Origin of the sequence: Roseimicrobium gellanilyticum, from assembly GCF_003315205.1 — a bacterium.
Lineage (GTDB): Bacteria > Verrucomicrobiota > Verrucomicrobiia > Verrucomicrobiales > Verrucomicrobiaceae > Roseimicrobium > Roseimicrobium gellanilyticum.
In genome coordinates, this window is the sequence record NZ_QNRR01000004.1 from 268,535 (window position 1) to 282,697 (window position 14,163).

The window sequence follows — 14,163 nt, forward strand, 5'->3', positions numbered from 1 at the left end:
AATGCCCTAAAATGGGCTTTAGAATACTAAGGAATTTCCATATTTACCGTTCTCTAGGTGCAAAACCAGTCAACTCTCACTGAACCGTCGTTCTCAACTTCAGGCACTGGCTCTTCGCGGTAAAAGAATCCGCGACGTGGGCCTGATGCGCTCTGGGTTCAGGCAGACTCACACGCACTGCTAAGTGGGAAATTTCTTTCTCCCAACACCTCTCCCATGAATCTACCCCCGAGGTCTGCCCCTGCATCCATTCATACGTCACACCATGAGAGGTTCCCGTTTGCCCCGGCGCTACTGCTGCTGTTGCTGGTACTCGGTTCTCTCGCTCCCAAGCCAGTTGCGGCGGCGGACAACAGTTGGATTAACGTCGGTGCTGGTGCCTGGGAAAATGGCGCGAACTGGTCGTTGCTGGCTCCACCGCAAATCGGAGATCATGCGATCATCAACAATGGCGGCATAGCGAATCTCACGACCGTCGGGAATGCCTCATCCATCACCTTGGGAACGACATCTGTCGGTAGTCTTGCCATCTTGGACGGTGGTGTGCTGAGCGTAAACAATGGGACTTCGCTGATCACCCTGGCCAGTCAGTCTGGCTCCACCGGTACCCTTTTCATTGAGGGCAACACAAATGCCGGTGTCCTGAATGCCAGCGGAGTGCACGGCGGCGCAGGCACGGCGGTGCTGAACTTCAACCACACAGACGCGGAGTACTACTTCACGAAGGATGGCACGGCTACCGGTGCTGCGGTGGTCATTTCCGGCTCTACGACGGTGAACTTTTTCGGCACCGGAAAGACGATACTGACCGGGGTGAATACCCACACTGGTGGCACCACAGTCAACGCGGGAAGCCTGCAACTCGGCAACGGTATTGATGCGGCATCGCTTGGTGGAAAAAATGGAAACGATGTTCTGGCTCTGGAAGATGACGCTTTTGCCATAGGTGGCACCGGTCTCGTAGGGGTGACCATCAACAACAATGGTGGCACCTTCAACGTCCTGGCCAATGCCACAGTCACGGGCGGTAAAGGTGGAGATGCCTCCATCGCGACCTATGGGGATAGCATGGGTGGCTCTGGCGGAGCAGGAACAATATTCAATGGGAGCGGAACACTGACCAATGCTGGCACCATCAGTGGGGGTAATGGAGGTTACGTATCCATTGAAATCTTCGGAGATGCCTACAGTGGTTGGGGAGGAACGGGAGTGAGTTTTGGGAATAGCAGCACACTGATCAATACGGTCAGCGGCATCATCCGCGGAGGCAACGGTGGCGACGGTTTGCGCGATATCGAGGGGAATGAAGACCTGGGCCCCGGAACCATGGAAACCGGTGATGGCGGAGCAGGAGCATCATTCCTCGGCGTTGGGACACTGACCAATGCCGGCCTCATCTCCGGAGGCAACGGTGGCTTTGCCGATGGCGGTGGTCTTGATAACAGTTGGGGCATTGGCGACCAGAACAACGGGTACGGTGGCGATGGCGGCGTGGGAGTCATGTTCTACAACGGCGGCACCATTACCAACGCCAATACCGGCATCATCTCCGGTGGCCATGGCGGCGATACCGATACCTTCAGGTCTAATGGGGGCAATACCTTCGGGCTCGCCTATGCGGGGGACGGAGCGGAAGGGGTGGTACTTCGGAACGGCGGCACCATCACCAACGAAGGCACCATCAAGGGCGGCAACGGTGGCAGCGGCAGCGGCGAATACGGCTACGGCGGCCTTGCAGCAGCGGGGGTATTCTTCCGGGACGGTGGCGAACTGACCAACCATGGAAGCGGTACCATCGACGGCGGCAACGGGGGCAACGGCATGGGAGTGTATGGTGGCCGTGGCGGAGCAGGTGTAGAATTTAATGGCGAGGGCGCACTGACCAACAGTGGCGCCATCGCTGGCGGCGTTGGTGGCTTCGATATTTATGGAGTCGGTGGCAGTGGAGCCTCGGGGGTGTTTTTCACGACCATTGGCGAACTGACCAATAACAACGGCGGAACGATCAAGGGCGGCAAAGGAGGCGACGGGGGCTCTCCAAATGGTGGCTCCGGAGCAGCGGGGGTATATTTCACGAGCAGTGGCTTGTTGACCAATGCTGGCACCATCACCGGCGGCCAGGGCGGTAAAGGTGGCAGCGGCCAGGGTTTTGGCCACAGCTACGGTGGCGGCGGTGGTGCGGGGGTGAGGTTCACGGGCAGTGGCGAATTGATCAACAGTGGTACCATCAGTGGCGAGGACGGTGGCCTTGGCATTGGCCGTGATTCAGGTGGCTCCGGTACTGGAGGCGCGGGCGGAGCGGGCGTGGAACTCGCGAGTGGTGGAACGCTGACCAACAGCGGTACCATCACGGCTGGCAACGGAGGTGACGGTACCGGCATTGGCGTCCATGCTGGAACCGGAGGGGGCGGCGGTGCTGGTGTCGTCTTTGTCAACGGTGGCACGCTGACCAACACCGGGACCATCAGCCGCGGAGCGGGTGGCATTGGAAGTACCACTTCAGGGGTGGTCGGGATTGGTGTCAGGTTCAGTGACGCTGCGGGAACATTGACCAACGGCAGCAACAGTGGCGGTGGCACGATCCATGGCGGCGTGGAGATGGCCGATGCTGCCAATGCCGTGACTCTGTTCATCGGCAGTGAGATCGTGGGCGGCTTGAACATGAGCAACAACACGACAACGACGCTCACGCTGGATGGCAGCACGGGCAGCCAGCTCTACTCCGCTGCAGTCACGGACGGGACGGTCTTCAATGGTGCGCTCATCAAGCAAGGGGCCGGCACCTGGATTCTTGATGAGGCGTGGAGCCATAGTGGCAGCACCACGATCGAGGCCGGCCTCCTGCAAGTCGACGGTTCCATGACTTCAGACATCGAGGTTCACAACGGGGGCGCATTGGGTGGTTCAGGCGAGATTACGGGGGCGATCACCGTGGCTGATGGCGGGACTCTCGCGCCTGGCAGTAGCCCCGGCACTCTGACGGTAGATGAACTGATTCTGAGCAATGGATCACTGCTTGATTTTGAACTGGGGGATCCCGCTGGCACCGCAGGGGTCGACAGCGATCTCATCAGCGTGGAGAGCGGCTCGGGCGGGACGGGAGATCTGGTGCTGGATGGAGTACTCAATGTCGCCAATGCCGGAGGTTTTGGTTCCGGTACGTTCCGGTTGATCAACTACGATGGAGATCTGACGAACAATGGTCTCGAACTAGGCAATCTCCTGGCTGGCTACAACTTCACGCTGGATACGTCGACCCTAGGGGAGGTGAATTTGACTGCTGACTACACGGGTCTGCAATTCTGGGATGGAAATGGTCCTGCTACCAACGGTGAGGTCAATGGGGGCAGCGGCATCTGGAATGCTACGAATTCCAACTGGACGGACGGCAATGGCAACGGCCAGAACGTGTGGAGTGATCTCACGGCGGTCTTCAGCGGCACAGCCGGTGGCACGGTGGAGGTGGATGGCACTCAGACCATCAGCGGCCTGCATTTCAGTACGGATGGGTATCTCCTGGCTGATGCGGACAACAACGGTGCCTTCTCACTGGCTGTGGGTGGAGCGGAGTTCCGTATCGATGCAGGACTGACAGCCACCCTTGATGTGCCCCTCACTGGCGATGGGGGACTGAGCAAAACGGGTAGCGGGACGATCGTGCTCACTGGGGTGAATACCTTTACGGGTGGCACGACGGTGAATGGAGGAGTTCTGCAACTTGGCAACGGCGTCGACCCTGCTGCCTTGGTCGGAAGAGATGGGACGTCTGTTCTCCCTTCGACCGTCGCCGTGACGGTGAACAGTGGCGCAACTTTTAACACCATGGCAAGTGCTACGGTGACTGGTGGAAACGGAGCGGATACCGCAGCCACTGCGGATGGCAGCGGAAGCATCACACAGGCCGGGAATGGTGCCACGGCGATCATCTTTACCAATGGTGCGCAATCCAATGCTGGTACCATCAATGGCGGATCCGGAGGGAGTTCCACCGTGCAAGTGGGCACGGGAGCCATCAGCGGCGGCTCCATGGGTGGGAATGGGGGCACGGCCATCACCTTCAGTGACGCTGGTTCCTTGCTGGAGAATACCGGCACCGTGAATGGCGGTGTGGGAGGAAACAGTCTCTCCAATCTCACCAATGATGGCGTGGGCGGCATGACCGCCGGTGGCAATGGCGGGACGGGCCTCTATTTTGATTTAGGCGGTACCCTGACCAACACGGGAGGAATCAACGGTGGCGCAGGTGGCAACGGCAGTACCGCAATCACCCACAGCGCCCAAGGCGGCGCCAACTGGGGCGGGACTGGTGGAGCGGGTGTGGTCTTTGGTGCTCTCGGCGCGGTCACCAATGATGGCATCATCACCGGTGGAGCGGGGGGCTCTGGTTCGCACGAACTGGACGTGCTCAATGCATCGGGTGCCACGATGGGCTCTGCCACCAGTGGTGGTGGGGGCGTGGGAGTGGTGTTCGCCCTTGGGGGCACCCTGACCAACAACAGCACTGGAGCCATCAGCGGCGGTGATGGTGGCAGCCCCCCGCTGACTGGCGCCAATGGTAGTAACGTTGGTGGCGATGGAGCTGCGGGGGTGAGCTTTGGCGCGGCGGGCACCGTGACCAATGCCGGCGCAATAGCAGGCGGCGACGGTGGCCGGGGAGCGAACTCAACCCCGGGCGCTGCTGCCGCTGGCATCGACTTCGCGGCAGGCGGAACAGTCACCAATCAAAGCTCCGGCACCATCACCGGCGGGAATGGCGGGAGCACTGGCGCCGCCTTTGGCGTCGGCAAAAACGGTGCCGCAGGGGTTTCCTTTGGGGACTCCGGAACGCTGACGAATGGAGGCACCATCGTAGGTGGTAATGGTGGCGCGAGTGGCGCCTTCGCTGGCGGTAGCAATGGTGGTGCGGGAGTTAGTTTCACCGGCGGAGGCGCTCTAACGAATGAAGGTACCATCGCGGGCGGCAATCGCGGTGGCACGAGTGGTGGTGGCGCCATGGGCAGCCACGGGGTGGGAGTCAGCTTTGCGGGAGCTGCCGGTACGTTGATCAATGGCAGTGCCAGCGGCGGCGGCATCATCCAGCGTGGGGTGGTGATGGGTGACTATGCCAACGCCGTGACACTCTTCACCGGAAGTGAAATCACGGGTGACCTGAACATGAGCACCAACAGTGCCGTCACCTTCACGCTTGATGGCGCGGGCACCCAACTCTACTCCGCCGCGGTCACGGGAACCACGACCTTCAACGGCACGCTCATCAAGCAGGGCACGGGCACCTGGACGCTCGACCAGAATTTCACCCACAGTGGCAACACCATCATCCATGCGGGCACTCTTGCGGGAATGAACCTGGCCAGTTCCTCGGTGACAGTGACGGGTGGGGCATTCAGCCCGGGCGGTGCAGGCACGGTGCTGGATGTCACCGTAGATAGCCTCCGTCTGCAAGGTGGTGGCCTGCTCATGGACCTCGGCGCTGGTGGTGTGTCGGATACCATCTTTGTGGACGATGGCCTCGGCACGCTCAGCGCCCCCGCACTGTTCTCCTTCAACAATCTGGGGGGATTGAACAGCACTCAGATGTTCCTGTTGATCGATGGTCTCGACCCCGGAACGCCGTGGGATCTGGGTCTTCTGAGCTTCAGTGGTGCCACGGGCTCCTTCCTTATGAGCGAGGACTTTACCGAGCTGTATTTCAACTTCTATGATGGAAGCCTGATCGGCGGGCGCATCATTCAGAATGCCCTGCCCACCGGTACACCGCCGATGGCGAACTTCCTGGTGGATGGCGCTGTCACGACTGGCAATCCCGCGCAGAGCAACATGGTGAACTCGCTCACCTTCCATCCTGGCAGCACACTGCAGGTGTACAACAACCTGAGGGTGACGAGTGGCAACTTCACCGTCACGGGTGGCAGTGCGAGCATCAACGGTGGTAGCGTGATTGTGCCTGGTGACTTCCACAAGAACGGCAGTGGCTTGCTGGTGGCAAATACGTTTTTGCAAGTAGGCGGCGCGAGTTTCATCAATCAAGGCACGATGCTGGTGAATGGCACGCTGCACACTAGCAGCGTGCATGTGGGGAGTGGCGGTGTGCTCGGTGGCAGCGGCTTGATTGTGGGCCATGTGATCAACGCTGGCCTCGTCTCTCCGGGGAACTCGCCCGGCACGCTGAGCATTCATGGCAATTACACGCAGACCCGCACGGGCACGCTGCGAATCGAAGTCGCCAGTCCACGCGTATTCGACCGTCTGCAGATCAGGGGCACGGCACGTCTCGATGGCACGCTGGATGTGCGCAACTATGGCGGCAACCAGTTCGCCTTCGGCCAGCAGGTGCCCTTCCTGCAGGCAGGCCGGATCGTGGGGAAGTTTGACCGCATCCTCATGCCGCAGGATGAGCGCTTCCGTGGTCGCTTCCTCAATGCTGGTCACGCCGGCATCCTGCTCGTGGCTCCCACCAGCTACACCTTGGTGGCACACACAGGCAATGAAACGCGTGTGGCGCAGGCGCTGGACCAGTGGATTGGCATTGAGGATGGAGACATCGGGGAAGTGACGCTGGCGCTCGACCTTCTGACGGAGGAACACTATCCCGCAGCCTTTGCGGCCATCATGCCCGGATATTATGAAACGGCACTGACCACCGCCATCGAGCTGAGTCACAGCCAGGGGCAGTTGTTGCATCAGCAACTCAGCGCCCGGCGTCTGGGGACGAGAACTCAGAGCGCCACAGCGTCTGCGACACCATCGCAAGTGCCTGCCGTGGGAGGCAAGGGAGCGAAGCACGTGCAGGCTCCCCAAGTGGCCGCCGCGTATGAGCCTCGCTGGAATGCGTGGGTGCTGGGCAGTGGCATGTTCTCCGAGGGCGGACTGAGCCTCACTCCGGGTGAGGACTTCGAGAGCGGCACCTATCTTGCCGGAGCCGACTACGCTCTCAGCGAGCATGTCTCCGTGGGCTTGTTTGCGGGATATCAGGAAGGCTGGAGCGACTATGACCATGGTGGAGACCTCGACCTGGATTCGGTCCGCTTCGGTGCGTATGCCACGGTGGACTTGGGCGGATTCTACGCGCATGGCGTGGTGGGCGGTGGTAGCACAGACTATGACGTGCAGCGCTCCATCCGCTGGGCCACGCTGAACCGCAGTGCGAGAAGCGACACGGATGGCACGGAGTTCTTCACCATGCTCGGCACGGGATATGATTTCCACGCGGGTCCCTTCACCTTCGGTCCCTCATTGAGCGTGCAGTACACGAAGGTGGAGCTCGATGGCTTCACGGAACGTGGCGCTGGCAGCCTGAGCCTGGATGTGCGGGACGCAGAGGAGGAAAGCCTGCGTTCCTACCTTGGCGCCCGTGTGGCCTGCACCTTCCAGCTCAGTGATGAAGTGGTGTTGATCCCCGAGGTGCGGGCCTTCTGGCAGCACGAATTCATGCAGGGTGGCGAGAGCATCCATGCCACGCTCGATGGTGGCAACGGCCCTGCGTTCAACTACATCACCGAAACTCCGGACAAGGATGCCATCTATGCCGGTGTGGGGGTGAATGCCCTGTTCGGCGATCATTTCTCCACCAGCCTCTACTACCACGCGAACTTCGGCCGCAACGAGGATGCGGAGCACACCATCTCACTAAATGTGAACTGGAAGTTCTAAGGATCGCTGCGAGCCGGTTCTTCGGAGCTCTTTCAAGTTGCATGGAGTCTACCCCAGACGAGGGAAAGGCTCCTGCCCCAAACTTCACCATTTCCGCTTGGTGATCTGGCTGGGTTCGGCCATCTTGTCGGCCCTCCCAGTCCATGCAGTACATCTCCACACGCGGCCTCACGCAACCTCACACCTTCTCCCAGGCGGTCGAAGCTGGTCTGGCGCCGGATGGCGGCCTCTTTCTGCCAGATTCATGGCCAGACATCAGTGGCAAGCTCGGGGATTGGGAGAAGCTGGGCTACGCGGAGCTGGCGGCGGAATTTTTCACACTCTTTGCGCCGGACATTCCTCGTGAGGAGTGGCACTCGCTGACGCAGAGGGCGTACGAGCGCTTTGATTCTCCCGACGTGGCTCCGCTGCGGAAGCTGGATGAGAAAACGTATGTGCTGGAGCTCTTCCACGGACCCACGCTGGCGTTCAAGGACTTCGCCCTGCAACTCCTTGGCCTGCTGTACAAGCGCCAGGTGGAGCACACGGGGAAGCGGCTCGCCGTACTGGGTGCGACCTCTGGGGACACGGGCTCGGCGGCCATCCATGGCTGCATGGGGCAGGAGGGTATCTCCATTTTCATCCTGTATCCGAATGGCCGCGTGGCTCCGCTGCAGGAGCGCCAGATGGCCTGCACGGGCGCGTCGAATGTGTATGCCATCCCGGTGCCGGGCACGTTCGATGATGCGCAGCGTGTGGTGAAGCAGACCTTTGGTGACACCGCTTTTGCGGCGACGCAGCACCTCTCTGCAGTGAACTCCATCAACATCGCCCGCGTGCTCGCTCAGTGCGTGTATTACATCTGGGCATGGCTGCGCCTCCCGCCGGAGGCGAGGGGAGGGGTGGAGTTCGTGGTGCCCACGGGAAACTTCGGCAACGTGCTCGCCGGTTGGATGGCACAGCGCATGGGACTGCCCGCAGGATCCTTCCGCGTGGCGACGAATCAGAATGACATCCTCTACCGATTCTTCACCTCGGGTGAGTATCGCCAGGGAGACGTGCATCCCAGCTATGCGCCCAGCATGGACATCCAGGCGGCGTCGAACTTTGAGCGCTACCTCTATTTCCTGCTCGGCGAAGATGCCACCAAGGTGCGTGAGGTGATGGAGCAGATGCGCAGCGGCGATGCCGTGAACATTCCCTCTGGCCAGACTGCGATGAAAGCCTCCCGCATGACGGACGCAGAGATTCGTGAGACCATTGGCCGCATCTATGCCTCCTACGGTTATGTGATGGATCCCCACACCGCGTGCGGCTTCACTGGCATGGCTTCGGATCGCGTGAGCGTGGTGCTCGCCACGGCGCATCCTGCGAAGTTTCCGGATGTGGTGCAGTCCGCCACGGGCGCTGAGCCCACGCATCCCACGCTGGAAGCGCTGAAGAGCAAGCCATTGGAAACGCATCCGCTGGAAGCAACTCCGGAAGCGGTGAAGGCCTTCATCGACGCCCAGCATCGGGCGTGATGGGGCACGCATCTTCAGAATGCGAAGATGCGCAGAGGGTTGTTCCTCAAGCGTGTAGGTGTGTCGAGTGCTGCGAAGAGTCGCTCATGACAACCTGTGATAGTCACATTCTCCAAATGTGATGCAAAAATGCTCCTGAGTCCGCGTATTGTGCTCTCCCGTTTTTCAATGAAGCTCACCCTAGTCTCGCTCGCCTTACTCATCACCAGCGCCTTCACGGCGACGGTCTACTCCGCAGAAACCAAACCTCTCCGCGCGCTGCTCGTCTGCGGCGGCTGCTGCCATGACTATGCCAGGCAGCATGTCATCCTGAAGGATGGCATCCAGGCACGAGCGAATGTGCAGGTGAGTGTGATCCATGCAGAAGACCGCGGCACCGCCCCGCATTTCCCCATCTACGAGAACAAGGACTGGTCCAAGGGCTACGACATCATCATCCACGATGAGTGCGCGGCCAGCATGAAGGAGCCACAGTATGTGCAGAACATCCTGGATGCGCACCGCAATGGCCTGCCCGGGGTGAACCTGCACTGCGCGATGCATTCCTACCGCATCGGGAAGAATGACTGGTTCGACTACATCGGCCTGCAATCGACCGGCCACGGGCCGCAGGAGCCCATCGACATCAAGTTCGTTGACGCGGAGCATCCCATCACGAAGCCGCTCAAGGACTGGACCACGATCAAGGAGGAGTTGTACAACAATGTGAACGTCTTCGGTGCGCACCCGCTGGCCATGGGCAAGCAGCGCATCAAGCAGAAGGACGGCAGCACGAAGGACGTGGACTACATCGTCGCCTGGACGAATGAATATGGCGACAAGAAGACGAAGGTCTTCAGCACCACCATTGGCCACAACAACGACACCGTGGCGGATGCGCGCTACCTGGACCTGGTGACACGCGGTCTGCTCTGGGCCGCCGGCAAGCTCAATGACGACTATCTCAAGCCGTATAAGGGTGAGCCGGGAACATTCGTGAATCTTCCCAAGCCCGAGGCACCTGCTGCCGCCGCTGCTCCTGCTCCTGCGGCACAGCCTGGTGCCATCGCGAAGGACGCGACTCCCGTGAAGCTCACCGCTTCCAGCGAAGAGTCCGCCAAGAGTAACTTCGCCTGGCGTGCGGTGGATGGTGACAAGAACTCCCGCTGGTGCGCGAACGGCGGCGACTTCCCACAGTGGCTCCAGGTGGAGTTTGAGAAACCCCAGCAGCTCACCGGCGCGAGCATCGTGTGGGAGAGCGGCAACAATGCGTACAAGCACGTGGTCGAGGGATCGGCCGATGGCAAGAAATGGACCGTGCTCGCGGATGCGAAGAACAATGACAAGGGCGGAGACAGCACACACAGCTTCACGGGGAAGGACATCAAGTTTGTGCGCGTCAACGTGCTCGGCACTTCACAGGGTGGATGGGCGAGCATTCGCGAGGTATCGCTAAAGGGCGAAGGCATCAAGTCCCTCGGCGCGCAGGCAAATGCCAAGCAGGTGGCTGCAGCAAAGAAGGAAGAGGCTAAGGCGGCGGACCCCTATTCCAAAGAGGGCAACGTGCCGCCGCAGGTGGTGAAGCTCACACCGGAACAGGAAGCGGAAATCCTGAAGGATGTGAAAGTTCCGGATGGCTTCGAGGCCACGCTCTTCGCTCCGCCGCAGATGGCAAACTATCCTGTCTTCATCGCCGCCGCGCCAAATGGTGACCTTTATGTCTCCAGCGATGGCAACGGCTCGCTGGGCCGCAGCCCGAAGCGTGGCCGCATCCTGCGCCTGCGTGACAAGGATGGCGATGGACGCGCCGATGAAGTGAAGGAGTTTGTGAAGGATCTCGACGCCCCTCGTGGCCTCGTGTGGGACAACGACCGTCTCTATGTCGTGCATCCTCCCGATCTCAGTGTCTTCATCGACAAGGATGGCGATGGCGAGGCGGAAGAGCGCAAGACACTCATCAAGGGAATTGCGTTCGGCTACAAGGATCGTCCCGCAGACCACACCACGAATGGTCTCAGCCTCGGCATCGATGGCTGGTTGTACATCGCCGGTGGTGACTTCGGTTTCATGGATGCGGAAGGCACCGATGGCACGCACCTGCAGCATCGAGGCGGCGGCGTCATCCGCCTGCGTCCTGATGGCACCGGTCTTTCGCTGTACTCCACGGGCACGCGCAACATCCTCGAAGTCGCCGTGAGCCCTCTCATGGACATCTTCACGCGTGACAACACCAACGACGGTGGCGGTTGGAACGTGCGCTTCCACCACTTCACCGGCGGCTTCGGTGATCACGGTTATCCCCGCTTGTACAAGAATTTCAATGACGAAGCCATCCAGCCGCTGGCCGACTACGGTGGCGGCTCGGGCTGCGGTGCGGTGTACATTGATGAGCCCGGGTTCGGCGAGTGGAACAACGCTCCCTTCACCGCGGACTGGGGCACGGGTGCCCTGTGGCACCACAGCGTGAAGCGCAAGGGCGCGACCTATGAGGAGACGGAAGCTCCGAAGCCCTTCATTAAGATGACTCGTCCCACGGATGGCGATGTGGATGCCATGAGCCGCGTATTCCTGGCAAGCTGGAAGGGCGCGACCTTCAACTGGGAAGGGCCGAACGTGGGCTACATTGTCTGTGTGAAGCCGAAGGGCTACAAGGCAGAGCCGCTGCCGAACTTCACGAAGGCCAGCGATGCGGAGCTGGTGAAGCTGATGGAGAGCCCGAGCAACCGCCGCCGCATGGAAGCGCAGCGTGAACTCGTGCGTCGTGGCCTGCCCACGGATGCGCAAGAGGGTCTGAGTGCTTATATTCACAATACCGAGGCACCACTTGCCACGCGTGCCGCCGCCTACTTCGCAGCGACACAGGTGCCTGCAAAGGCGATGGTGACGGTGGGCAACAAGCCCATTGCCGACGATGACACCGTCTTCGCTGCCATCGCGGCGAAGGGTCTCGCCGACGTTGCCAGTATCGTGGTGCCTCCGGGCAAAGGAAAGGAATTCTCCATTCCCAAGGCCTTCCAGACCCCTGCGGGGCTGGCAGAGCTTTCGCGCTTCATGGCGAACGTGAAGGACTGGCCCAAGGAGGTGCTGGAGAACTATGCAAAGCTCGCCTTCGGTGATGGGGATGCAGTGACACAACATGTGTCTGTGCAGGCGCTTGCGAAGCTCAAGGCTTATGAAGTGTGCTTCGCGCTCTTCGACAGCGCCGATAGCACCGCGCAGGTGAAGCTCAATGCCACTCGCGCATTGCAGAAGATGCATGAGCCCGCCGTGGTGGATGGCCTGATCAAGCGCATCAACGAAACGACCGCGAGCGAGCCTCGCAAGCTGCTCCTCTCCGCCCTGTGCCGTCTGCATTTCCATGAAGGCGAGTGGAAGGGGGACTCGTGGGGTACCCGTCCCGATACACGCGGACCGTATTACCAGCCCGAAGCCTGGGGTGAGACTCCGAAGGTGGCTGCTGCCATCAAGGAGGTGCTGAGCAAAGCCACGCCGGAAGAATCTTCCTTCCTCGTGAGCGAGTTGAATCGCAACCGCATCCAGTTCAATGAAGCGCTGGAGCGCATCCTCACGCTGGCGAAGAACGATGCCAAGCTCATCCCGGATGCCGTTGGCCAGCTCGCTGCCGCGGAGAATATCCCTGCTGCCGGTGTGCCGCTCCTCGTGGCTGCCGCGCAGAATGAGTCGAGCAGTGCGACGGTGCTTTCCCAAGCCATTGCCGCACTTGCGAAGACGGACAGCGCGGATGGTGCGAAGGCTTCCCTCACCGCACTGGTGACACTGGCCAAGGCCCAGGGCGCAGGCAAGGAACAGGAAGCTGCGCGCAATGCCTTCCTGAACTCCCCGAAGCTGGAGAACCATCACCAGCTTCTTGAAGTGGAAGCGGAGAAGGTCGGCACGCCGACGGCACAGTGGGCTGACATGGCTCTGCTCAATCTCAGTGCCCGCACCAGCGGCAGCCCTGAGTCCCGCGAACTCTCCGGCAAGGCGCTTGATGCCGGCTGGCAGCATGATGTGAAACGCCGCGCGCAAATCCTCAAGGCGGTGGCTTCGCTGAAGCACAATCCGTATGCGGACAAGGTGCTGGCTGCGATGGACGACCCAGACAAAACCGTGGCCTCCGCGGCGCAGAACGCTGCGAAGGCGATGAAGCTGGAGAAGAAGACGGCTGCGAGTGGGCCGCTCATCGGCACCTTGAAGCCGGAGGATGTGATTGCCCAGGTGTTGAAGACCAAGGGGGATGTGGCACTCGGTGAGCAAATCTTTGCGCGTGCGACGTGTGTGGCCTGCCACACCACCAGCATGGACCAGCCGCAGAAGGGACCGTACCTGGGGAACATTGCCCAGACCTACAAGCGCCCTGAACTCGCGCAGAACATCATCGACCCGAACAAGACCATTGCGCAGGGCTTTGCCTCAGAGCTTTTCACCCTGAAGGACGGCAGCCAGCAGATGGGCTTCATCACGCTGGAGAGCGCTGACAGTGTGAAGATCCGCAACATCGCCTCGCAGGAATTCACCTATGCGGTGAAGGACATCACGAAGCGCGACAAGCTCCCCATCTCCATGATGCCGCCCGGCTTGGTGAACAACCTGACCGTGCGTGAGTTTGCGAGCCTTCTGGATTATCTGGAGGCGCTGGCGAAGAAGTAGCCGTCGACGCGAAGACGAGAATTCATTTCACAAACGCCGCCTCGGGAACGGGGCGGCGTTTTTTGTTTTGGCGTATTGTGGTTGTGAGTAAGTGGTGTGATGCGGGGTGGTTGATGCAAGGGTGCTGGGTGTGGTGGGCTGCATTGGATTCAACGCAGAGACACAGAGACGCAGAGGAACTTCGGAGACTGAGAGGATGCGGATGAGTTCACGCAAAGAGCATAGGAGTCAGGTTGGGAAAACTGCGTGATATCGGATGGAAACGCAATGTTTCACGACTGATTCGGATGCTGTGACGCGAAGCGTCCTTGGACTGCGTGCAGCCTGCTGCACTTTGGTAAAGCGGCAGCAGGCTGCACGCAGTCCAAGGCCTTCGGCACCG

Annotated in this window: 3 protein-coding genes; all 3 read left to right on the forward strand. The window is 60.6% G+C overall.

Features of this window, described 5'->3' with window-relative positions:
• Window positions 1–216 precede the first annotated feature (216 nt).
• The 3 genes from DES53_RS13620 to DES53_RS13630 all read left to right on the forward strand — a co-directional run bounded on the left by DES53_RS13620 (window position 217) and on the right by DES53_RS13630 (window position 13,781).
• On the forward strand, window positions 217–7,650 hold the full coding sequence (locus DES53_RS13620; protein WP_113958820.1) for an autotransporter-associated beta strand repeat-containing protein: 7,434 nt from the start codon (window positions 217–219) through the stop codon (window positions 7,648–7,650).
• 143 nt (window positions 7,651–7,793) lie between these two features.
• Window positions 7,794–9,152: a threonine synthase gene (gene thrC, locus DES53_RS13625; protein WP_113958821.1), complete on the forward strand. Its 1,359-nt coding sequence runs from the start codon at window positions 7,794–7,796 to the stop codon at window positions 9,150–9,152.
• A gap of 168 nt (window positions 9,153–9,320) precedes the next feature.
• Complete coding sequence (locus DES53_RS13630; RefSeq protein WP_113958822.1) at window positions 9,321–13,781, forward strand: DUF7133 domain-containing protein; 4,461 nt, start codon at window positions 9,321–9,323, stop codon at window positions 13,779–13,781.
• Window positions 13,782–14,163 lie beyond the last annotated feature (382 nt).